At 48.4% G+C, this 23186-nt stretch carries 16 protein-coding genes; 6 read left to right on the top strand and 10 right to left on the bottom strand.

All coding sequences use genetic code 11. The features are described 5' to 3' along the window. The first annotated feature begins 160 nt into the window (after window positions 1–160). Window positions 161–1654, top strand: a complete 1494-nt coding sequence (locus tag Q4Q54_RS12345) for a Na+/H+ antiporter NhaC family protein (protein ID WP_311988580.1) — start codon at window positions 161–163, stop codon at window positions 1652–1654. An 80-nt stretch (window positions 1655–1734) separates the two neighbouring features. Then, complete coding sequence (locus Q4Q54_RS12350; protein WP_311988581.1) at window positions 1735–2085, top strand: RidA family protein; 351 nt, start codon at window positions 1735–1737, stop codon at window positions 2083–2085. A gap of 44 nt (window positions 2086–2129) precedes the next feature. On the opposite strand, the gene Q4Q54_RS12355 is transcribed toward Q4Q54_RS12350, so the two are convergent. After that, the gene (locus tag Q4Q54_RS12355; RefSeq protein ID WP_311988582.1) at window positions 2130–2402 is read right to left on the bottom strand and encodes a Rho-binding antiterminator; all 273 of its coding nucleotides are present in this window, start codon (window positions 2400–2402) and stop codon (window positions 2130–2132) included. A 130-nt stretch (window positions 2403–2532) separates the two neighbouring features. Between Q4Q54_RS12355 and Q4Q54_RS12360 the strand changes: the two genes are divergently transcribed. Then, a complete protein-coding gene (locus tag Q4Q54_RS12360; RefSeq protein WP_006083479.1) occupies window positions 2533–3624 on the top strand; it encodes a branched-chain amino acid aminotransferase in 1092 nt (363 codons plus the stop codon). 72 nt (window positions 3625–3696) lie between these two features. Here Q4Q54_RS12360 and Q4Q54_RS12365 read toward each other — a convergent pair whose 3' ends face one another. From Q4Q54_RS12365 to Q4Q54_RS12390, 6 genes are all read right to left on the bottom strand, one after another. Then, window positions 3697–8223 carry an EAL domain-containing protein gene (locus tag Q4Q54_RS12365; RefSeq protein ID WP_311988583.1) on the bottom strand — a complete coding sequence of 1509 codons (4527 nt, stop codon included), beginning with the start codon at window positions 8221–8223 and terminating at the stop codon, window positions 3697–3699. 372 nt (window positions 8224–8595) lie between these two features. After that, window positions 8596–9801, bottom strand: a complete 1206-nt coding sequence (gene prpF, locus Q4Q54_RS12370) for a 2-methylaconitate cis-trans isomerase PrpF (protein ID WP_311988584.1) — start codon at window positions 9799–9801, stop codon at window positions 8596–8598. Between the two features lie 139 nt (window positions 9802–9940). Continuing rightward, window positions 9941–12544 carry a Fe/S-dependent 2-methylisocitrate dehydratase AcnD gene (gene acnD / locus Q4Q54_RS12375; RefSeq protein WP_311988585.1) on the bottom strand — a complete coding sequence of 868 codons (2604 nt, stop codon included), beginning with the start codon at window positions 12542–12544 and terminating at the stop codon, window positions 9941–9943. Window positions 12545–12639: 95 nt separating this feature from the next. Further along, window positions 12640–13767, bottom strand: coding sequence for a 2-methylcitrate synthase (prpC, locus tag Q4Q54_RS12380; RefSeq protein WP_311988586.1), 1128 nt, complete (start codon window positions 13765–13767; stop codon window positions 12640–12642). A 275-nt stretch (window positions 13768–14042) separates the two neighbouring features. Next, window positions 14043–14921, bottom strand: coding sequence for a methylisocitrate lyase (gene prpB / locus Q4Q54_RS12385; protein ID WP_311988587.1), 879 nt, complete (start codon window positions 14919–14921; stop codon window positions 14043–14045). Window positions 14922–14978: 57 nt separating this feature from the next. Then, on the bottom strand, window positions 14979–15746 hold the full coding sequence (locus tag Q4Q54_RS12390) for a GntR family transcriptional regulator (protein WP_012090443.1): 768 nt from the start codon (window positions 15744–15746) through the stop codon (window positions 14979–14981). A 300-nt stretch (window positions 15747–16046) separates the two neighbouring features. On the opposite strand from Q4Q54_RS12390, the gene Q4Q54_RS12395 reads away from it, so the two are divergent. Beyond that, window positions 16047–16517 (top strand): DUF523 domain-containing protein, encoded by a 471-nt coding sequence (locus Q4Q54_RS12395; protein ID WP_311988588.1) that lies wholly within the window; start codon window positions 16047–16049, stop codon window positions 16515–16517. Window positions 16518–16548: 31 nt separating this feature from the next. On the opposite strand, the gene Q4Q54_RS12400 is transcribed toward Q4Q54_RS12395, so the two are convergent. The 3 genes from Q4Q54_RS12400 to Q4Q54_RS12410 form a co-directional block, all read right to left on the bottom strand. After that, window positions 16549–17493 (bottom strand): acyltransferase, encoded by a 945-nt coding sequence (locus Q4Q54_RS12400; protein WP_311988589.1) that lies wholly within the window; start codon window positions 17491–17493, stop codon window positions 16549–16551. A gap of 13 nt (window positions 17494–17506) precedes the next feature. Next, a complete protein-coding gene (locus tag Q4Q54_RS12405; RefSeq protein ID WP_311988590.1) occupies window positions 17507–18403 on the bottom strand; it encodes an acyltransferase in 897 nt (298 codons plus the stop codon). Between the two features lie 109 nt (window positions 18404–18512). Continuing rightward, complete coding sequence (locus tag Q4Q54_RS12410; RefSeq protein ID WP_311988591.1) at window positions 18513–20039, bottom strand: YifB family Mg chelatase-like AAA ATPase; 1527 nt, start codon at window positions 20037–20039, stop codon at window positions 18513–18515. Window positions 20040–20253: 214 nt separating this feature from the next. On the opposite strand from Q4Q54_RS12410, the gene Q4Q54_RS12415 reads away from it, so the two are divergent. Beyond that, a complete protein-coding gene (locus tag Q4Q54_RS12415; protein WP_311988604.1) occupies window positions 20254–21399 on the top strand; it encodes a DUF1963 domain-containing protein in 1146 nt (381 codons plus the stop codon). A 737-nt stretch (window positions 21400–22136) separates the two neighbouring features. Further along, entirely contained in the window at window positions 22137–23165 is a 1029-nt protein-coding gene (locus Q4Q54_RS12420) for an ABC transporter substrate-binding protein (protein ID WP_311988592.1), read from the top strand. The last annotated feature ends 21 nt before the right edge of the window (window positions 23166–23186 follow it).

A 23186-nucleotide genomic window follows, 5' to 3' on the forward strand; every position in this document is an offset into this window, starting at 1 on the left:
CTGGATGGGACTGTGATTCTAGCAGTGCCTAGAACTTAAGGAATAGCGATTCTTGTCGTTTGGTCAAAAAACACCCTATTACTGGGTTCTAAATTAAGTTTTTTTGCATTTGTTATTAACTCGTTAGTATTCTTGGTTTTATTTTTTATCGGAATGGTCCATGTCGCCTAGTCTGCTCGCCATACTCCCGCTACTGTTGACCTTAACCTTAGCCCTGTTTTTACGTCGTACACTGGTGGCGTTAGGCGTCGGCATCGTCTCTGGCGCGCTATTGATCGCCCAATTTGATCCACTGCAAACTGGGCGGTATTTGCTTGATATCGGCGTTAAACAATTCTATGCCCAAGGTGCTTGGCAAGCGTGGCACCTCAATGTGCTATTGGCCATGTTGCTGCTAGGCAGCATGACGCAGTTATTAGCACGTGGCGGCGCCGTGGGTCAGTTTGGTGATTGGCTTTATAGCCGTATCCGCACTGAACGTCAGGCGCGTCTGGGCGTCGTTTTCCTCGGTTGGTTAGTGTTTATCGATGGAATTTTCAGTTGCCTTGCCGTCGGCCATGTTTGTCAGCCATTGAGCCAGCGTTATGGCATTCGTCATGAGCAGCTCGCCTATTTGGTCGATTCCAACGCTTCACCTCTGTGTGCGCTATTGCCTTTCTCCAGCTGGGGCCCCTATGTGATGGCTCTGATTGCGGGGATCAGCTTTTTGCCCGTGTCACCGCTGGAAGCCTTTATCGATGTGGCTTTATTTAATTTTTACGCCATAGTGACCTTAGGTTTATCCGTGCTTGTCGCTTGGTATGGCGTGGGTTTTCGCTCTTTTGTCGCCGCTACCGTGGTGGAATCTTCAAGTACAGTCGAGACCAAGGGCAATCCTTGGCTGCTCGCTATTCCTATGCTGACTCTGTTATTGGCTTCAGTGGGATTAACTTTGTGGTCGGGGGCTCAGCAGGTCTCTTCTTGGGATGTGTCGCTCTGGCTGGCTAAGGCCGATATTGGCGCCTCTATGCGCGATGCTTGTTTGTTGGCGACCTTGGTCACTCTGATTATGTTGGGCTTGTCTGGGCGACGTTTAACGGCGTTAGTGGGGGATTTGAGTCACGGTGTGCGCATGATCGCCTTCGCCATTGCGATCTTGCTCTGCACTTGGATGATTGGCGCTGTGATCCAAGATCTGGGCGTGGCGAAATTGTTGGCCGCTTGGGCTAAATCTTATCTTTCTCCGCACTTGCTGGTGGCGGGCATGTTTTTACTCTGCGCGATAATGGCTTTTGCGACGGGCTCGAGTTGGGGCACATTTGCGATTATGATCCCGATTGGCGCTGAGATTGCTCATAACCTTGATCCTCATCTGTTGTTACCAGTATTGAGCGCTGTGATGGCGGGGTCAGTTTTTGGCGATCACTGCTCGCCCATTTCAGATACCAGCGTGCTCAGTGCGACCAGTTCAGGTTGCGCTCCCCATGACCACGTGGTGACTCAGTTGCCTTTCGCGTTAATCGCGGCGTGTTCGGCCTTGGTTGGATTCCAATTAGTGAATTTAGACGTGACGACGCCGTTAGTGTGGTTGGCCGTGGTGAGCTGTTGTCTCGGTTTATTTGCCTTGATGGCGCGCTTCTATTCGCCTTGGCCTAAGTTAGTACCGCAGACATAACGCCTGTTTATCGTTAAAATGGCCTATTCGGTTTGAGCTGAACCCTTTATTTCAATGTACTGATTTAAGAGATGATCAATATGAGCATTACCCGTTTAGACGTTGGCACCCGCATGAGCAGCATAGTCATTCATCAAGGTACTGTGTATCTGTGTGGCCAAGTGGCGAAGGATAAGTATCAAGATATCACTGAGCAAACCGTCACTATGCTTGAAGAAGTCGATACCTTGTTGGCGCAGGCGGGGAGTTCGCGTGAGCATGTATTGTCAGCGACTATCTATCTGAAAGACATGGGTGATTACGATGCGATGAATGCCGTATGGGATGCTTGGGTGCCTAAAGGCCATGCACCAGTTCGCGCTTGCGTGCAAGCTGCTATTGCTGAGCCCGAATATTTGGTTGAAGTGTCTGTGATCGCGGCGATCCAGTGACCGATTTCAACCGATAAAATAATAGTTGCCATGTGTTGCCACTGTTAATCTTGTTTAGTGGCAATTAGCACCCTGCTAAATTCAGCATTCGCATCGGCAGGCGTGATGGCAACGATATGGTCGAGCCTAAGGGCGTGTTTAGTGTATTGCTGCTGGATAACAAACCACTCGGTTTTGTCGGCTCTGGTCTGCGTGGTGATGGCTTGACCCTGGCACTGGGTGCCATCAATAAGCTCAATCTTGAGCTGATAACCGCGCAGGCAGGCAAGTTCGAGGTAATCGTAGTGCTCACAGGGGATCATCTTATAGTCAGACATAGGTTTATCTCATCGGGAGTTCGACCCCATTGTGGCAAAAATACTTGCCATTGGCATTATATGCGCGCCCCTCTTGACTTTATTCCTGTCGCTCCCTAGTCTGCTTGTTCAGTAATCAAGGTGGTATGCGATGGAAATAACTTACAATTTAAAACCTGCGTCCGAGCGCCGTACTGAGCAATTCAAGCCCGAGGGGAATGTGGGCTTTGGTAGCCTCAGAACCGATCATATGTTTTTGATGGATTATCATGATGGGCAATGGTGCGATCCACGCATCGTTCCCTATGGTCCATTTGAAATGGCACCGGGTGCAATGGCGTTGCATTATGGGCAGTCGATCTTCGAAGGCGCTAAAGCCTTTATGCATGAAGATGGCGAGATTTATACTTTCCGTATTAATAAGAATGCCGAGCGGATGAATCGCTCCGCCGATATCGTCTGTATTCCTAACATCGATGAACAAGTGCAGATGGATGCGATCAATGCGTTGATCGATGTCGATCGTCTGTGGTTCCCGATGCAAGAAGGTGCGTGTCTGTATATTCGCCCCTTTATTTTTGCGACCGAAGACCGTCTCTCTGTGAGCCCAAGCACGCGTTATACCTTCTGTGTGGTATTAAGCCCAAGTGGTGCTTATTACGCCGCTGGCGTGAACAAAGGCATACGCTTACTGATCAGCAAGACTTTCCATCGTGCTGTATCGGGTGGCACTGGCGCATCAAAAGCGGCGGGTAACTATGCGGCTTCGTTGCGTGCGGGTAAAGCCGCGGCAGCCTTTGGTGCATCGCAAGTGTTATATCTCGACTCGACCAATCAACAGATTGAAGAAGCGGGCGCGATGAACCATTTCCACATCTTAAAAGATGGCACTGTGATTATTCCTACCTTCACAGATACCATTCTTAAGTCGATCACCTCGCAATCCATCATGGAATTGGGTGAGATGCTTGGATGTGAAGTGCGCCAAGAGACTGTCATGCTTGATCAATTTATCGCCGATATCGAATCGGGTGAAATTATCGAGGCGGGTGGTTTTGGTACGGCAGCCGTGGTTTCAGCCGTGGGCTCCTACATTTTTGAAGATGGACACATAGTCACTGTCGGTAACGGTGAAGTGGGCGAGCATGTTCAGCGCATCTACAAACTGTATACCGAAATCCAAAAGGGCCACATTCAAGGTCCTGAAGGCTGGGTTAAGCGTGTTGAACGTTTAGCAAAGTAAGGATGTTGTGGTGATGATTAAAGGCTCCTAGGAGCCTTTTTTATTGGCTGTTTTTGTCGATAATGCATTAAATCAAAGTGGCTGTGGCTTAGATTGATTTTTGAGTAAGGTTAAACAATCTTCGGCATTTAAGGGTTTACTCAGTAAAAAACCTTGTACTTGATCGCAACCCTGCATCGCCAAGAAGTTGAGCTGTTCTTGGGTCTCTACGCCTTCGGCGACGACATTCAGTTCTAAGCTGTGAGCGAGGGCAATAATGGCGCTGGTGATGGCGGCATCGTCGGGATCGTTGGTGATGTCTCTGACAAATTCTCGATCGATTTTGAGTGTGTCTATCGGGAAGCGTTTGAGATAGCTTAGGCTCGAATAACCCGTACCAAAATCATCCACGGCTATGGTCAATCCTAGAGCCTTGAGTTTAGATAGGATGCTGACCGACTCCTGCGGCTTGCCCATGATCATTGATTCAGTAAGCTCAAGCTCAAGGGATTGTGCTGGTAGACCAGAAACTGCCAAGGCCACTTCTATGGTGGAGATAATGTCCGCCTTCAGTTGGCGAGCCGATAGGTTGACGGCGATAGTGATACCATTGAATCCTAAGCTGTTCCATTCGGCTAATTGCTGGCAAGCATGATTGATTACCCAATGGCCAATTTGGGTGATTATGCCAGTTTCTTCCGCGAGTGGAATAAATTCCACAGGTGAAATAGGACCAAGTTCAGTGTGATACCAACGTAAAAGTGCTTCCAGTCCTGTGAGTGAACCATCTCGTAAACAGAATTTAGGTTGATAAACCAAGCTTAGTTCTTTGCGTTGGATAGCTTCCTTTAAACCGCTTTCGAGTTGTACATGACGGGTGGCGATTTCATTTAACTTAGAGGTATAAAACTGAAAGTTATTTCGACCTGATGATTTTGCGTGGTACATGGCGGTATCGGCAAATTTAATCAGTGAGTCGGCGTTGTCGGCATCGTTTGGATAGAGACTGATACCGATGGAGGTCGAAATGGTCAGCGTTTTATCGTCTAATAAAAAGGGCGTTTGGAATGCTCTGAGCACTTTTTCTGAGATCAAAGTAGCGGCTTTGGTTTTGGCCACTCCTTCTAAAATAATGGTAAATTCGTCACCGCCTAAGCGTGTAACCGTATCGCCATCGCGCACTGCATTTTGCAGTCTTCTGGCAACGGCTTTGAGCAGTAAATCGCCGACATGGTGACCCATGGAGTCGTTGATATGTTTAAAGCGGTCGAGATCTAAAAACAGTAAGGCGACGATATTGTTCGCTCTATGCGCTTGGGTTATCGCGTGATTAAGCCTGTCTTGGAACAAGGTTCGGTTGGGTAGGCCAGTTAACGTGTCGAAACTGGCGAGGAAACGCAGATCTTCTTCGGCTTTTTTTCGCTCTGTAATGTCGGTAAATACCGCAACGAAGTGGCTGGTTTCACCTTTAATGTCGATAACTTGGTTGATCTCTAGCCAGACTAGAATTGCCTGCCGTTGTTTATTGCGGATCCACAGTTCCCCAACCCAATGTTTATGACGCAGCAGCTGCTGTTCAATGGTATTGAACAATTCACGCTGTTGGCGGCCAAAGGCTAAGTGAGTAAAATGTCTGTCGCTGATTTGGCGTTCTGTGTAACCTGTTATCGTGCAAAATGCAGGGTTTACCGAGCGAATGCGATAGTCTAGGCCCGCTACGACAACGGCTTCATTCATGCTGTTGAGCACTTGTGAGGACAAGACCAACTCGTTCTCAATCAGTTTACGAGAGGTGATATTACGATTAGTCCCTGTCATGCGGATTGGGTTATCTAGGCTATCTTTTTCAACCACTTTGCCACGGTCTAAAATCCACACCCAATTACCCGGTGAGCGTTCGACACGGTACTCGGCTTCGAAGAAAGGCGAGCGGCCTTGAAGGTGCTCGTTTAGCTCAAGTTTGAATCTCTCTCTGTCTTCAGAGTGCATGCTCTCATGGGCAATATTGTTGCTGTTCCAATGGGGAATCGAAGAGTCCATATTGGTACGATAGACTTGGTTTTCGGCTATGTTCCAGTCCCACATGCCATCGCCAGACGCCCAAAGTGCCAGCTTTAGCCGCTCTTCTGAGGCGCGGATACTGGTTTCAAATTCACTTTGTATGTGACGTTTCTTTTTACGCCAGCGAATAATCCAAACCAGCAAGCCTAATGTGAGTAAGAAATAAAGGGCGTAGGCGAACTGAGTGCGATAGAAGGGGGCTTGTACATTCAGATCGACAAGCAGTGCATAGGCACCTGCTGAGTTGTATTGCAGCCCATGGCGAACATGCAATCGGTAATGACCAGGATTGATGTTAGTGAAGGTGATTTCATTGCCTGTGGGTAGCTCATGCCATTCGTTATCAAATCCTTCAAGATAATAGCTAAAACGATTTTTACCTGTGTAGCTGAAATCCAATGAGGTCACCTCAAAACTGATCAGCTGATCGCTATAGTCCATCACTATGCTAGGAGGATGACTTAAGTCGAGAATCGTATGGTCTTTTCCCGCAATGTTATAGCCTGTGAGCGCGACTTTAACATCGGGTCGTTGATCCGGAATCAACTTGGGATTAAAACGATTGATACCATTAATGCCACCAAACCAGAGATCGCCATCGCTGTCTTGCAGTTTTACACCACCGTTAAACTCCAGCGCCTGTAATCCCTCTTGCTCGTTGAATATGATGACACGATTGGTTTTAGGGTTTAGTTTGCCTATGCCCGCATTACTGCTAAACCAAATATTATGTTGTTGGTCTTCTAATAAGGCGTAGATAGTATCGCTTGGTAATCCCTGATCGCGGGTGTAATGGGTAAAGTCTGCATTGGCATCTTGAGAAGGTAATATACTGATGCCACCATGGGTGGCGAACCATACCTCGCCCGCTTGAGTCACTAAAATATCGCGGACACGGTTATTGATTAAGCTTTTCTTATTAGCAGCTTGATGGAAGTAAGATTTCCCTATACCCGTCTGCATGTCCAGTTTCAACAAACCATCGAGTGTACCAATCCATAGCGTATCTTTATGTGCTCTGAGGATTAAAAGTTGGTTTTGTGCTGGAGAGAAATGGTCAATATTCGCCAATGAGATAAAAGTAAACTCATCGTTACCTATAGCCTTGCGATAGAGGGCGTGAGTCGTTGCTACCCAGAGATGGCCTTGATCATCAATTTCTAGATTACGAATATAATTGGCTTCAGAGCCTTGGTCCGTACTTGCAGTGACCTTGAGTAATTGGAATTCTCCCTCTGGCGACAACCGGCCGAGTCCATAGTTAGTCGCAAACCAGAGCACGCCTGCTTTGTCTTGATCAATATCTCGCAGGGTGAGATTTAAATTGCGTTGATGCATCCCTAAGGCGTTCGCAAATCTCTCCGTAAAGTGCTCATATTGCCCGTTCGTTAACATGCGCTTAAGCCCAGCGCCTTCAGTACCTATCCAGAGGGCATCATCTTTACTGCGGAACAAGGTGCGAATATTGTTACTCTGTTGCGACAGATCTGGGGTGTATTCGAAAATATGCTGAAAATACTGGCGGCGGGTATTTATTTTATCTAAGCCCGAATAACTGGCGCCTAACCATAAATTACCAAAGGGATCTTGCAGCAAACTCAGTATGTTGTTTTCACTGATACTGTTGGTGCGCTTAGGATCATACCTGTGGTAAGTCGCATTAAATGCTTTGTTGTTTCTCTCCAGTTGAATAAGACCCGCTTCAGGCCCGACGACCCAAAAATCACCCTGTTCAGTTTGGATAAAATCCTTGATATAAGGCACGTTATCGTCGGTCTGCCAAAGGATTTCGCCCTGTTGCGAGGCTAAGTTGTAGTGCCATAGCTGTCCACCGAGCGCTAAGCTGATCGAATAGGCCGAGTTCGCTTTAATTTGATAGGCCGTGACATTTTGCGGCACGTTCAAGCGGGTGATGGTATTTGCACTGACAGCAAAGGTGCCGCTATCTTGGGTTCCAGCTAACAGATAAGTGTTTTCAACATTGGCTAGGCTTGTGATATGGGGTTCGACACTATTACCTAAACTCACTTGGGTAATGCGTTTAGTTTTGATCGATAGGGAAAATAGTCCTGCTTTAGTGCCAATCCAGAGTGTATTACCCACTATGCTGAGTTTAGTGGTGCGGGGATCGGTTAAGCCTTGTTCTTGGCCAAAGTGTTCAAAGGTCCCAGTGCTCAAATCGAGTCGATTGACTCCTTGGCTGAACGTGGAAACCCAGATGTAGCCTTCTGAATCTTGAATAATGTCAGAGACATAACTTTCAGAAATACTGTTAGGATCGTTGGGTGAGTGGGTGAAAATATTGAAGTTATGACCATTATAGGCATGCAAACCATCTTGAGTGCCAATCCACAACATGCCAGCACTGTCCATAAACAGGCTGGTAATTGTATTCTGGTTGAGACCATCTTCACTGCGAATATGTTCAAATTTAAGCTGTGTAAAAGCCGCACTCAAGGGTTGCGTTAATCCATTGCACGATATCCCCCACAAACTTAGGATACAAAGCGCGCTTAGCACAAGCTTGTGGATTAGTTGACTCAAATTTTCCCCTACCAAAAAACGGCCCCATCCTGATTAGGTTTCTATTTAGTTTAGTTCTTAGCCTAGACCTTAAATGCCATTTTGTTGTAAAAATTTAGTTTAAATAACTGACTTGGTTTAAAAATAACCAAAATCGATGGGCACGATTCTGTAATAGATCATGCAATATATTAACTGTACCGTTTTACTGCCAATATTCTTTTTATGACGAGTTTGTATTCTGGCGTTTTTGCTAAAGGATCTTAGCATTGTTTCAGGTATGTCAACATATCATGCTAAGACAAATACGGGCGAAGCAGATTAAAATGATGGGCGAGAATAGAAAAAAGACCTTGCCGGAAGGGGGAGAAGCAAGGTCTTTGGTTGAACTGTTTTACTTAGATAAAGTTACGCAGCGGGCACGCGCACAAAACCTTCCATCAGCACCCGAGCGCTGCGGCTCATAATGGCTTTGACGACTGTCCATTCACCGTTGACCATTGACGCCTCAGCGCCAACGCGCAAGGTGCCAGAGGGATGGCCAAAACGTACCGCATCAATTTTATCCTTAGTGTCTCCGCCTGCGGCTAAGTTGACTAAAGTGCCGGGAATTGCCGCCGCCGTACCAATCGCAACGGCAGCCGTGCCCATCATAGCGTGGTGCAGTTTGCCCATAGACAAGGCGCGTACCAGTAGGTCAATTTCATCTGCATTGACGGTTTTACCGCTCGATGACACATAGGCTTTAGGCTTAGCGACAAAGGCGATCTTAGGCGTGTGTTGGCGTGCACCTGCTTCATCAATATGCGAAATCAAGCCCATACGCACGGCGCCATAGGCGCGAATGGTTTCAAATTTGGCAAGGGCGGCATTGTCACTATTAATATCATCCTGTAGCTCAGTGCCTGTGTAGCCTAAGTCTTCTGCGTTGATAAAAATGGTGGGAATGCCCGCGTTGATCATAGTAGCGTTAAAGTTGCCAATGCCCGGCACTTCTAGCACATCGACAACATTACCCGTAGGGAACATGCAGCCCCCTTCACCGTCTTCATCGGCGGCGGGGCTCATAAACTCGATTTGCACTTCGGCGGCGGGAAAAGTCACACCATCGAGCTCAAAATCACCGGTTTCTTGCACTTCACCCTTGGTGATTGGCACATGGGCGATAATCGTTTTGCCTATGTTGGCTTGCCATATTCGGACTGTGCAGACGCCATTGTGTGGAATACGGGCCGTATCGATTAAGCCATTGCTGATGGCAAAGGCACCGACAGCTGCGGTCAAGTTGCCACAGTTACCGCTCCAATCGACAAAGGGCTTGTCGATAGCCACTTGGCCAAAGAGGTAATCGACATCGTGATCGGTTTGGGTGCTAGGGGAGAGGATCACGGTTTTGCTGGTGCTCGAGGTTGCTCCGCCCATGCCATCGATTTGTTTACCGTAAGCGTCTGGGCTGCCTATCACTCGCAGTAACAAGGCATCACGGGCGGCACCTGCAACTTGTGCGGCCTTAGGTAAATCCTGCAGACGGAAAAACACGCCCTTGCTGGTGCCGCCGCGCATATAAGTCGCGGCGACTTTGATTTGTGGCGCGTGGATTGTTGAAGCATTCATTCATTAACTCCAAAAGGACTCCCAATGGAGTCCAAATGAGCGCCAGTAACTTAATGGTGAAGTCGCTGGCGCTCGGTTTCGCTAGCTGATATTTAAGAGTCGTCTCTAACCAGATACGGGCGTCGATTCAAATCTCGACTCAAGCCTGATTTGACTCAAGAAAGTCCTGTGCGAAGCGTTGCAATACGCCGCCCGCCTCGTAGATAGACACTTCTTCGGCGGTATCGAGACGACAGGTGACGGGCACTTCGATGCGCTCACCGTTTTTACGGCTGATAACAACGGTCAAATCCGCTCGTGGCGCTGGCGTGCCGAGCACATCGAACACTTCGGTGCCGTCTATGCCATAAGTTGCACGGTTTTCACCCGCTTTAAATTCCAGTGGCAGCACGCCCATACCCACTAAGTTAGTGCGATGAATGCGCTCGAAACCTTCGGCGACAATGGCTTCTACACCCGCTAAACGTACGCCTTTGGCAGCCCAGTCGCGCGACGATCCTTGGCCGTAGTCAGCGCCCGCTATGATGATCAGCGGCTGCTTACGTTCCATATAGGTTTCAATCGCTTCCCACATACGGGTCACTTGGCCTTCGGGTTCGATACGGGCCAGTGATCCTTGCTGTACTTTACCGTCAACCAGCGCCATTTCGTTTTTAAGCTTAGGGTTGGCAAAAGTCGCGCGTTGGGCGGTTAAGTGATCGCCGCGATGGGTGGCATAAGAGTTAAAATCTTCTTCTGGCAAGCCCATCTTGTGCAGATATTCGCCGGCGGCACTGTCCATCATAATGGCATTCGATGGTGATAAATGGTCGGTAGTGATGTTGTCACCCAGTACTGCTAACGGGCGCATGTCTTTTAACGTGCGTTCACCCGCCAACGCGCCTTCCCAATAAGGAGGGCGGCGAATATAAGTCGACTGCGCTCGCCAATCGTACAGCGGGCTAATTTGGTCACCGTAATCGACGGCTAAATCGAACATAGGCTCGTACACTTTACGGAACTGCTCGGGTTTAACACTTTTAGCGATCACGGCATCGATTTCTTCATCCGATGGCCAAATGTCGATAAGTTTGACTGGATTGCCATCATGATCTAATCCCAGCACATCCTTTTCGATATCGAAACGTATGGTGCCAGCTATCGCGTAGGCGACGACCAATGGCGGCGAGGCCAAAAAGGCTTGTTTGGCATAGGGATGAATACGGCCATCAAAGTTGCGGTTACCCGATAGCACAGCGGTGGCGTACAAGTCGCGGTCGATCACTTCTTTTTGAATCACAGGATCCAGCGCGCCGCTCATGCCGTTACATGTCGTGCAGGCAAAACCAACAATGCCAAAACCGAGCTGTTCAAGCTCAGGCAATAACTTGGCTTCTTCCAAATACAACTGCACCGCTTTTGATCCGGGAGCGAGTGAGGTTTTGACCCAAGGCTTGCGACTTAAGCCTTTGGCGTTGGCGTTGCGGGCAATCAGACCCGCGGCAATCACGTTGCGCGGGTTACTGGTGTTAGTGCAGCTGGTAATCGCCGCGATAATCACTGCGCCATCAGGCATTAAGCCAGGCTCGTTTTCGACTACGCCGCTAATTCCACGCTCAGCAAGCTCTGATGTTGGCACCCGTGCATGTGGGTTTGATGGCCCTGCAATCGTGCGCACCACCGAGGATAAATCAAAACGCAGTACCCGTGGATAGTGCACTTCGGTCAAGCTGTCGGCCCACAAACCTGCGGTTTTGGCATAGGTTTCAACCAGTTTTACTTGCTCGGCTTCGCGGCCCGTTAAGGTTAAATAATCCAGGGTTTGCTGGTCGATGTAGAACATGGCTGCTGTGGCGCCAAATTCAGGCGTCATGTTCGAAATCGTGGCGCGATCGCCTAATGTCAGCGCCGCTGCGCCTTCACCGAAGAACTCTAAGTAAGAGGAGACAACTTTTTGTGCGCGTAAAAATTCGGTCAAGGCTAATACTATGTCAGTGGCCGTAATGCCAGGCTGCGGTCTGCCTGTGAGCTCGACACCGATAATGTCCGGCAGACGCATATAAGATGCGCGTCCCAGCATCACGCTTTCGGCTTCTAAGCCGCCGACACCAATGGCGATAACACCCAGTGCATCAACGTGCGGCGTGTGGCTGTCGGTGCCGACTAGAGTATCGGGGAAGGCCACGCCATTGCGAGCATGCACCACAGGCGACATACGCTCTAAGTTAATCTGGTGCATGATGCCGTTACCCTGAGGGATAACGTCAATGTTTTTAAAGGCTTTTTGCGTCCAATTAATAAAGTGGAATCTGTCTTCGTTGCGTCTGTCTTCGATAGCGCGGTTTTTAGCAAAGGCGTCTTTATCAAAACCACCAAACTCAACGGCGAGCGAGTGATCAACAATGAGTTGTGTTGGCACAACAGGGTTCACTTTAGCGGGATCGCCACCTTTAGCGGCAATCGCATCACGCAGGCCCGCAAGGTCAACTAAGGCGGTTTGCCCCAAAATGTCGTGGCAGACCACGCGGGCAGGAAACCAAGGGAAATCCAGTTCTTGCTTAGATTCGATAATTTGTTTCAGCGAGGCGGTTAAGTCCGCAGGTGTGCAGCGGCGGACTAAGTTTTCAGCCAGCACGCGCGATGTATAAGGTAGCTTGGCGTATGCGCCAGGAGCGATCGCTTCTATGGCTTCGCGGGTGTCGAAATAATCGAGTTTGGTGCCGGGTAAGGGCTTGCGATATTGGGTATTCATAGCAGTGTTCATAACATCATCCATTTCGGAAAATGAAGTTGGCGCGAGACTGTCTATTCACAGACATTTCTTTAACAGAAGTCTCGCGCCAGAGTCGTTAGCTTGGCTTAACGGTTGGCAATGGGGACGACTTTGCGTGGTGCAACGCCCACATAATCGGCACTTGGGCGGATGATGCGGTTGTTAGAACGTTGCTCCATCACGTGCGCAGCCCAGCCCGTTACCCGTGAACACACGAAGATTGGCGTGAACAACTTAGTCGGAATGTCCATGTAGTGGTACGCGCTGGCGTGGAAAAAATCTGCATTACAGAAGAGTTTTTTCTGTTCCCACATCAGGGCTTCACAGGCAACCGATACGCGGTATAGACGGTCGTCACCGTTGGCGGCAGCCAGTTTTTCTGACCATTCTTTGATGATGGCATTACGTGGATCGCTGTCGCGGTAAATCGCGTGGCCAAAGCCCATGATCTTATCTTTACGCTCCAGTTTGCCCATCAAGATGTCGCGCGCATCGGCTTCATCTTTCATGTCTTTGATCAGTTCCATCGCCGCTTCGTTCGCGCCGCCATGCAGCGGGCCGCGCAGTGAACCAATGGCGCCAGTGACGCATGAATGCATGTCTGACAGAGTTGAAGCACAGACGCGAGCGGTAAAGGTTGATGCGTTAAATTCATGTTCTGCATAAAGAATTAACGATACGTCCATTACTTTAGCATGCAGTGCCGACGGCGCTTTACCATGTAATAAGTGCAGGAAGTGTGCGCCAATTTGGTCGTCATCGGTTTCAGTGTCGATACGCACGCCATCGTGACTAAAGCGATACCAGTAACAGATGATCGATGGGAACGCAGCCAATAGGCGGTCGGTGATTTCACTCTGCTCGCTAAAGCTGTGTTCGGCTTCTAAGTTGCCTAGCATAGAGCAGCCAGTACGCATTACATCCATAGGATGAGTCTCGGCAGGAATGCGCTCTAATACTTCTTTTAATGCTTGTGGCAGACCGCGAAGGCCTTTGAGTTTTGTTTTGTAGGCATCAAGCTGGGCTTGAGTGGGCAGCTCGCCGTAAAGAATGAGATAGGCGACTTCTTCGAAGGTGGCATTTTCACCGAGATCTTTCACATCATAACCGCGGTACGTGAGGCCGCTGCCTGACACGCCCACTGTGCTCAATGCCGTTTCGCCTGCGCTCTGGCCACGTAATCCTGCACCGCTTAGTTTTTTAGCTTCTGACATAATCCTTCCCTTCCGTTAACTCTGTGTGGTTATTGCTGGTGGATGAATGCACTTATTTTTGAGTGTTCATTCGCCGACATTTATTGGTTAAGGCTGCACTTTTTATGTAACTTGTTTAACGTTAAATCTGCTTTAACGCCAAACCCTGTAGGGTTGCAGCTTTTCGGTGACGCCTTGCTGCTTGGGGCAAAGCGTCTGGGTTTCAGTAACAACATGAGCTTGCGCTTCTACTGACAATCCATGGTCTTGTGTATTTTGCTTTCTCGCTTGTTTAGCTATTTATCTTGGCTAAACAGTTGATCTAACTTGTCTTCAAAGGCGTGGTAGCCCAAGTACTTATACAAGTCTTTACGGGTCTGCATAGTGTCGAGCACGTTGCGTTGATGACCATCATTCATCAGCGCTTGCATGACGTTCAGTGCCGCTTGGTTGGCTGCACGGAAAGTACCGAGTGGATAGAGCACCATGTCGGCGCCTGCCTGCGCGAGTTCTTCTTTATTGAACAATTGGGTTTGACCAAATTCAGTCATGTTGGCCAAAATCGGCGCTTTGACTTGGGCTTTAAAGTGGCGATATTGGTCTAGCTCAGTTAAGGCTTCGGCGAAGATCATGTCGGCACCGGCGGCGATATAGGCTTTTGCGCGTTCGATACCTGCTTCTAAGCCTTCAACGGCAACCGCATCGGTACGCGCCATGATCACAAAGTTAGGATCGGTACGGGCATCGACGGCCGCTTTAATGCGATCGACCATTTCTTCAATGCTCACGACTGCTTTGTTAGGTCTGTGGCCGCAACGCTTTTGCGACACTTGGTCTTCCATGTGCACAGCGGCGACGCCGACTTTTTCGAATTCTTTGATGGTGCGAGCAATGTTGAATGCGCCGCCCCAGCCAGTATCGATATCGACCAATAAAGGCACTTGTGTGGCTGAGGTGATACGACCGGCATCGATTAACACGTCGTTCATTGAGGTCATGCCTAAGTCAGGCAAACCGTAGGAAGCATTGGCAACGCCAGCGCCCGAAAGATACAAGGCTTGGAAGCCAGTTTGCTCTGCCATCAAGGCAAAATAGGCATTGGTGGTGCCAACGATTTGTAACGGTTTAGCCTTAGCAAGAGCTTGGCGAAAACGTAATCCTGCGCTTTGGGTCATGGTCTTGTCCTTATCCTTTTCCATTTATGGGAAGTGGGCATATTGAGCCGTATAAACTTAGCTGATGTTGGCTAAGGTTTCTTTTGCGGCTGCATTGGCTTGCAATTCAATTAAGCGTAATTCGGTATTTTTACGCCCCTGCTCGATATGGCGACGCATCAGCAAACTGGCCAACTCACCATCGCGCTGGGCAATGGCTTCGACTATGCGTCTGTGCTCGGCAATTGCCTTCACGGGGCGATTTTTATTGGTGCACTGGTAGCGGTACATACGCAGCAGGTGATACAGGCCGCCGACTAAGGTTTCCTGCAGATGTTTGTTACCGCTGGCTTGAATAATTTGGTAGTGAAAATCGACATCGCCTTCCTCTTGGAAGTAGGTATCACCCTTAGCGAGCGCCGCATCTTGCGTTGCGAGTAAATCTTCTAACTTGGCTAATTGTTCTGGAGTGATACGACTGGCGGCGAGTTCGCAGGCCATGCCTTCAAGCACGCTACGCAGTTGATATAAATCGTTAAGTTCGCTCACTGTCAGTTGTGCGACGCGGGCGCCAACATGAGGTGCGCGCACTACTAAGCGTTGTCTTTCTAAGGTTTGCAGGGCTTCGCGGGTCGGGCCGCGGCTGATACCGTATTTTTCGGCCAGCGCTTGCTCGTTAATCTTGCTGCCTGCAGGCAGTTCGCCCTTGATGATGCTGGTTTGGATCTGCACCAAAATTTGATCGGCGAGTGTGGTCGACGTTTTATCTGCTGAGGTCGATTTGACCTTATGCAGGTGGGAAACATGTGTGTCATCAGAAACGAACGTCGTGTCTTGCTTCAACATAGAGCGCATCACTATTAATAGGATTGTCGACAATGGGTAAAAAATAGCCCTCTCTCAGTGGATTGTCAACAATGTGTTTACTTAGACGTAAGTCTACATTCTAATTGCTTTTTATTTATCACTATGATTTTTATAGTTTTATTTTAATTCGTTCGTTTTTAATATTTTAGCTTATGAATTTTTAAATATTAAATTGTCAACAATGAAGTGGTTTTTGCCGTCCGTTCTTGTTGCAGGTGTTGATGGCTTTGGGGGAAATCGTCCAAATGCATTTTGCATGTTTGTCCTTCGCGTTATGCTATGGGCGGAATGACACGCTTGGAGGTGACAGTGGAAAAAGTGTTAGTGAGCAGTTGTTTACTCGGGCAAGCGGTGCGCTACGACGGTGGTCATAACTTGATGGAGAGCGAACTTGTACAGACGTGGCTTGAGCAAGGACGGATTGTAGCGATTTGTCCCGAATGTGCAGGCGGTTTGCCAACACCCAGACCACCTGCGGAGCGGGTTGGGCGGCGTATCTTAACCGCTCAGGGTGAGGATGTGACCCACGCTTTTAGTCTGGGAGCCGATATCGCCCTTAAGCTGGCGCAGCAAGAAGGGATTAAAGTGGCGATTTTAAAAGCCCGCAGTCCATCCTGTGGTAATAGGCAGATTTACGATGGTCAATTTATAAAACAGTTAATTGCGGGACAAGGATTAACGGCTGAAAAACTCAGTGCCGCAGGGATAACTGTATTCAATGAATTGGAGTTATCCGCTGCAGCGGCATGAGTTGTTGAACTAGAGCAAAGCTAGAGGCGAGCTAGCTTGCTTGAGTGTGATTAGTGCTGGTGGCGCTATCCGCGACATTTTGATTTGTTTGCAGTAAGGCATGAATTTGTTGATCTTTTTCCGCCCACACTTGGTTTAACCAGCGTTGGAACTCGACGCGATACTCAGACTCAGAGAAGTAACGCGTTGGATCGACTTGAGGTACGGGCAGGGCGTTGATCCGCACAATAATCTTGCTTACCTTGCCGTTCATCACCCCAAACAGAATATCGTCAGGCGCATCTGGGTAGACAATTGTCATATCCAGCAGGTTAGTAAATTGCTCACCCATGGCCGATAGGGTAAAAGCGATTCCACCTGCTTTAGGGCGTAACAAATGTTGATAAGGCGAGTTTTGGCGTTGATGTTTATCACGGGTAAACCGGCTGCCTTCAACATAGTTAATGATTGATGTGGGCATATTTTTAAATTTTTCGCAGGCGCGGCGTGTGGTCGCTAAATCTTTGCCCTTAAGCTTTGGATTCTTCTTGAGTTTTGCTGGGCTGGTTCTGTTCATAAATGGCATATCCAGCGCCCAACAACCCAGTCCCATAATCGGCACATAGATGAGTTCTTTTTTGAGGAAGAACTTCAACATAGGAATATGGTTGCGTAACACATAAGTTTGCGCGGCGATATCGAAGCCACTGAGGTGGTTGCTGATCAGCAAGTACCAGCTGTTTTTATCGAGTCCTTCTAGGCCTTCGACGTCCCACTCAATTTTAGCGATCAAATACAAGATGCCACCGTTGCAGCAGGCCCACGCCCACATAAAACGATTCATAACCGCAGTCACCGCATTACGTGCACTTTGCGCTGGCATCACGAGTTTTACGACTCCGCCTATGCTGATAAGCGAGCCCCATACGGCGGTATTAATGATCAGCAAGCTTAAGCTCAGCATAAACAGCACTGAACCAGGCAGGAAATTCAACATAGTGGCGTTACCTTTATTCTTTATTCGCTTGGCTAGCGAGTTGGCTTAACACTTGATCCTTAGTGAGCCAGAGTTGATTCAGTTGTTCTTGGAAGCCAATTTTAAAATCGCGGTCATTCATATAATCGCCGCGCATCGCAGGATCAATATCAGAAACCTTGATGTGTACTTTAACGCTTGGCAACTTGCCTGTCAGGTAGTCCCAATAGCTTGGCACTGTGTCTGGATAGTAAATGGAGACATCGACGAGCTTGTGGATCTGTTCACCCATGGCTGATAGCGCGAAGGCCATGCCGCCCGCTTTGGGTTTTAACAAATGTTGGAACTGTGAGTTCTGCTTTTGATGTTTAGCTTTGCTGAAGCGCGTGCCTTCGACAAAGTTCATCACACTTACCGGTTTAGCCTTGAACTTAGCACAGGCTTTACGAGTAATTTCAATGTCTTTGCCCTTTAGCTTAGGATTTTTACGCAACTCTGCCGTGCTGTAACGGCGCATAAAAGGAAAATCGAGCGCCCACCAAGCTAAGCCTAAAATCGGCACAAAAATCAGTTCTTGCTTGAGGAAAAACTTCAAGAAAGGGATTTTTCGGTTAAAAACCCGCTGCAGGATCAGGATATCCACCCAAGACTGGTGATTGGCAATCACCATATACCACTCTTTAGTGGAAAAGTCGGTGTCACCACTCAGTTCTATCTTAACGGGATGCAAGCAGCGCTCAATCACACCATTGACGCTGATCCAAGCGCTGGCACAAAAGTCGAGCACATGGCTCGTCGCAGTCCTTAATGGACTGATGGGTATCAGTTTTATAAAACTGATCAACACGATTGGGATAGTCCAAAAGACGGTATTTATAACGTAGCCTAAAAATGCGATACAGCCTTTTATCTGTGAAAACAGCGTTCCCATCCGAGCCCCCTGACAAAAATTGGAGGCCTATGTTACTCGGTGTCGGCGTTTGGCTCAATCTTAGGCACTGCTGGTCGGTGCATTTGTTAACATTTGTTCCCGCGAAAACTCAATATTGCTGGGATAAGCGGGCGAGTAATCTATCCATAGCGCGATAACCCAGTGCTTGGGCAATATGGCGGCGTTCCGTGTTAGGCACTTGTTCCAGATCGGCAATAGTACGCGCGACTCTTTGTATACGGTGGAAGCTGCGAACCGAGAGGCCAAGCTTTACCACGCTTTGTTCCAAAAACACTAAATCAGCATCACTGATCCCGCTAAAGCGTTTCAATTGCTTCCCTGTGAGCTCGCTATTGAGTAGGCCTGAACGGGCGAGTTGCAGCTCCCGCGCCCGTTTGACCCGCTTAGCGATATCTTGGCTGGTTTCTGTTTGCGGCGCGGCTTGAGTCAAGGTACCCGCGGGGAGTTTGGGCACTTCAATGGTTAAATCGAAGCGGTCGAGAAATGGGCCTGAAAGCCGCGAAAGATAACGTTGAATCTGTTCGGGGCTCGATCTGTGTTGGCTATCAATATCACCGCTCGGGCTGGGATTCATCGCCGCGATCAATTGGAAGCGACTCAAAAACGTTAGCTTAGCGGCGGCGCGGGAAATTACCACTTCGCCGGTTTCCATCGGCTCGCGCAGGCAATCTAAGACTTTACGCGGAAATTCAGCCACTTCATCTAAAAACAGCACGCCACGGTGGGCGAGGGAAATTTCACCGGGTTTGGGAATACTGCCGCCACCCACGAGGGATATCGACGAACTCGTGTGGTGCGGCGCCCGAAAGGGTCGCTGTAAAAAATGCTGCGGCTTAATGTCGAGTCCAGCAACGGAATGAATTGCTGCTACTTCTAATGCTTCCTCATAATTAAGCGCAGGTAATAGCGCCATCATTCGGCTGGCAAGCATGGTTTTGCCCGTACCTGGCGGGCCAAGCATCAGGAGGTTATGGTTTCCCGCCGCGGCAATTTCGAGTGCTTGCTTGGCCTGATATTGGCCAATCACATCGCTCAGGCAAGTACGGGACTCAGGCGTCTCTTGGCTTATCCATTCTAATTGCGGCGCTAACGTCGGCAGTTGGTTTTGCCCCTGTAAATAAGCGGCCAGACTCTGCAAGTGCGAGCCAAACAACACATTAGGATAGCCGACTAACTCGGCATCGTGGCGATTATCCAGCGGCAATATCAAGGTATGGTCTTGGCGCTTTGCGGCGATAATCGCCGGTAATAATCCTTGGCAATAACGTATGTGCCCAGACAATGCCAGTTCACCGACAAACTCGAGATTTTTTAGGCTATTAAGGGGGATTTGTTCTGATGCAGCCAATATGCCTACGGCTATGGGTAAGTCGTAGCGGCCACCTTGTTTAGGTAAATCTGCTGGCGCGAGGTTAACGGTTATCCGCCGCATTGGAAACTCGAATCCCGCATTGATCAGCGCGCTGCGCACCCGCTCGCGAGCTTCTTTTACCGACGCTTCGGGTAATCCCACCAGATTAAATGCCGGTAAGCCATTGCTCAGATGCACCTCAACTGTGACTTGGGGCGCTTCGACCCCACAACTGGCTCGGGTATTGACGCAGGCAATCGCCATAAACAAATCCTTTTGTTGTTCATTTCGCACAGAATTTGAGTGTAGCAGTAATTGACGTTAGGGGTTTTCGATTAACTTGGTCATTCGCCTCATCAGTAAGCTGCTGAATCTGGCTTTACCGTTCCCGTGATAGCTTTGGCAAATTGCCATATTGGACGATAGCAAATATTTGATAGAAATGATAAAAAGCAAACATTGGAGTCCTGAGGTCAATATGGATATGTTGTTAGCAGAAAATTCCCCCATTCGTCAGCAGCAGCTCGAGCAAAAGTTGGCGCAGTTTAAAGACCCGCATCTTGCCCATACGCTTTCGGCATTTATTCGCAGTAGTGTCGATCTCTATCCCTGTGCAATCGAAGATTATGCTCAGTTAGGCAATAGTAGGCTGGGTGGATTACCGGATTTGCCTGTCGGCATGGATTATCCGGTGACTTTGGTCGGAAGGGAGGAGATGTTGGATGGCTATGTTGAGAGTTTTGGCCATACCCGCGAGTTTATAAATGAGCATTGGCGGGAGGACTGGCAGGACGATTGGGAGACAGATGAGGCGCATCTTTGGGACTGGGACGAGGCGGCGCAAGCCTTCCGTGTGCCCATGCAATTTATCGCACAGCTCAACTGTAGCGACCTGAAGGTGTTTCAATCTTATTTACCTCGAGAAGGGCGATTGTTGTTCTTTGTGGAGCGCTGGCGATTCTCGGAAATGCTTCGCGGCCATGTCTATTATGTCGCTGAGGATCAGCAGCTTAACTCTGTGGAAGCGATTGCCGAACTTAAGTTCGACGATGCGGTATGTGCAAACTATGAGTATGAGGCGGCTTATCAACTTCAGGGGATTGCCAGCATTAAGATGATAGCCCCTGACATGATTAATAGTGACAACCCGCATTTAGTAAAGTTAGCCAAGGCACGTTTACAAGCGCTACCAGAACCGCAACAAGCTATGGTGCTGGAGGCTCTAGCGGTTGTGGATGATGAATTGGCACCAGAGTGGCAAGATCAGCTCAAGGGCTATGAGCTGATACAATTGAATGAGCACGGGTTCATCCCTGGCCAGATTCTCACTCAATCGCAATGGGCTAATACCGAGTGGCAGCCATCCAGCTTGCAGTCATTGCTGGTCCCCGAGCAGCCGCTGCCGTATTACAATGGTATCGCCAGCATTAATGGCCATGGTGATAGCCGCTATAAAGCACCCGAGCTCCACGCTGCGGCTGAGTTAGGCGGCAATGGCGAAGATTATCTAGTACTGTTCAAAGTCGTCTACAGTGAGCATTCTATGCAATTGAATTTTATTATCCACAGGGATGATTTAGCGTTAGGAAAATTCGATCGCATTTACTGCATATATGATTATTAGCGCATTGAAAGGTTGGCTATAACCAACCTTTTGTTTGGCGATGCGGGCTACACAGCACTTGTAGTACATAGAGATGATTGGAGATGTATGTTGCGACCGACTAAAATAAGAATCGCACAATTTCGTGCCTTTGAGTGTATATGAGTTATAAAGGATTGATTCTGGGATTCTTGAACCCGACTGAATAGATTAAACGATTGATAGTTATATTTAATTTTTTCAATCAGTTAATGGGAATTAGTCAACCTATGCCATTATATGAGGGCATCGTTGAGCAGCCTCATTTGGTTTACCCTCCAATGAAAATCATGGTTCTCCTCACGATATTCATTCACCTCGGCCGTTTGGCCGCATTAACGGCTAGAGTGAACTCGTGTACCTTGTGACTCTTTATGACGAACCAAGACGAACCAACAACTTCCCCTTTTAAAACGTTTAGGTCCCTCTCATTTTCTACGTGGTTAAGCCGTAAGACTGACCCATAAGATAGTCTGCAATGACTCATAAATATTCTGCTACGGTTCCACGCGATTTCCTTATACAGACAGGGTGTCGGAATAAATAGTCAGCATATAAAGTATACTTTGTATCATTTTGTGGTTTAATCGAAACATCTGCTGCTGGTTTTAGCAACATTTTGGGCGGCGATGCGGTAACAAGGTTGTGAATCGATAATAATAAAGTGACCTCTTGTGAAGGATGACATTTGAGGGAACATGGTCGAGGAGAACTCGCCTATGCGTTCGTGGATGTTAGCGTGTGTGTTTATCTGTACTGCGGGGTTTGGTGGGGCAGTTTGGGCTAAACTCGATGTCGTATTTTTTAATCCCGGGGCTGTCGATGACAGTTTTTGGGGGGACGTCGACCAATTGATGCTGGAGGCGGCGACGACACTCGATATTAAGCTCGAAATCATTCATTCCGATCGCAATCATTTCAAGATGATCACCCAACTCGATGAGTTGTTAGCTTCCACAAAGGTACTGCCCAATTACGTTATTCTGGTTAATGAAAAACAATCCGCGATAAAAATGCTGCAAGCGCTTTACTCCCATCCCATCTATGTGCAATTGATTTTAAACGATATTTCTATCGGTGAACGTGATGTTTTACTGCAAGATCCCCATTGGCAAGAATATCTGTTACCCGCCATTATTCCCGATAATTACGCTATAGGTTCGGCGACCGCTAAAGGCTTAATGGACGACTTAGAGGGAAAGCAGGCTAAAGTTTTGTTGATTTCGGGCGATAAATCGACGCCTGCTTCAGTACTTCGTACCCAAGGTGCCAGCGATTATTTCTTTATGCAGCCCAATGCCACTCTGACTCAAACGGTTTATGGCCAATGGAGTGACGCAGTAGCTTATGGTCAAGCGCTCACTCTGCTGAACCGTTATCCCGATCTAAACGTGATTTGGACCGCCAGTGATCGTATGGCAATTGGAGTGCTTAAAGCATTGAAGGAAAAAGGCTTAGTCTCGGGTAAAGATGTATTTGTCAGTACGATCAATACGTCACCTGAGATTTTACAGCTTTGTCGCCAACACGCGGTGAGCATTATTGGTGGCGGGCACTTTATGGCTGGCGCGTTAGCTTTGGTTGAGTTGCAATATTATCAGCAGCATAAGCGCTATATTCCCTATGACAATGTCACCTTGTTCGGCGTTTTACTGCCTGATTCGGCATTTTATCAAATGTTAGTTGCTCGGGATTGGCCACAGATTTTCCAGTCTCAGATTTTGAATAAGTTGCCCTTCAAGGCGTAATAACGGGTGTACATGAAGCAT

Source organism: Shewanella sp. SP2S2-4 (assembly GCF_031932025.1).
In the GTDB taxonomy this organism is placed as follows: Bacteria; Pseudomonadota; Gammaproteobacteria; order Enterobacterales; family Shewanellaceae; genus Shewanella; species Shewanella baltica.

Bases quoted from the DNA above. Each gene is read 5' to 3' on its own strand.
- Q4Q54_RS12395 (WP_311988588.1), top strand. From the start codon at position 16,047: ATGGGCGGAATGACACGCTTGGAGGTGACAGTGGAAAAAGTGTTAGTG.
- Q4Q54_RS12355 (WP_311988582.1), bottom strand. From the start codon at position 2,402: ATGTCTGACTATAAGATGATCCCCTGTGAGCACTACGATTACCTCGAA.
- acnD (WP_311988585.1), bottom strand. From the start codon at position 12,544: ATGAACACTGCTATGAATACCCAATATCGCAAGCCCTTACCCGGCACC.
- Q4Q54_RS12415 (WP_311988604.1), top strand. From the start codon at position 20,254: ATGGATATGTTGTTAGCAGAAAATTCCCCCATTCGTCAGCAGCAGCTC.
- Q4Q54_RS12360 (WP_006083479.1), top strand. From the start codon at position 2,533: ATGGAAATAACTTACAATTTAAAACCTGCGTCCGAGCGCCGTACTGAG.
- Q4Q54_RS12345 (WP_311988580.1), top strand. From the start codon at position 161: ATGTCGCCTAGTCTGCTCGCCATACTCCCGCTACTGTTGACCTTAACC.
- Q4Q54_RS12410 (WP_311988591.1), bottom strand. From the start codon at position 20,039: ATGGCGATTGCCTGCGTCAATACCCGAGCCAGTTGTGGGGTCGAAGCG.
- Q4Q54_RS12420 (WP_311988592.1), top strand. From the start codon at position 22,137: ATGCGTTCGTGGATGTTAGCGTGTGTGTTTATCTGTACTGCGGGGTTT.
- Q4Q54_RS12405 (WP_311988590.1), bottom strand. From the start codon at position 18,403: ATGGGAACGCTGTTTTCACAGATAAAAGGCTGTATCGCATTTTTAGGC.
- prpF (WP_311988584.1), bottom strand. From the start codon at position 9,801: ATGAATGCTTCAACAATCCACGCGCCACAAATCAAAGTCGCCGCGACT.
- Q4Q54_RS12400 (WP_311988589.1), bottom strand. From the start codon at position 17,493: ATGTTGAATTTCCTGCCTGGTTCAGTGCTGTTTATGCTGAGCTTAAGC.
- Q4Q54_RS12390 (WP_012090443.1), bottom strand. From the start codon at position 15,746: ATGTTGAAGCAAGACACGACGTTCGTTTCTGATGACACACATGTTTCC.
- prpC (WP_311988586.1), bottom strand. From the start codon at position 13,767: ATGTCAGAAGCTAAAAAACTAAGCGGTGCAGGATTACGTGGCCAGAGC.
- Q4Q54_RS12350 (WP_311988581.1), top strand. From the start codon at position 1,735: ATGAGCATTACCCGTTTAGACGTTGGCACCCGCATGAGCAGCATAGTC.
- prpB (WP_311988587.1), bottom strand. From the start codon at position 14,921: ATGACCCAAAGCGCAGGATTACGTTTTCGCCAAGCTCTTGCTAAGGCT.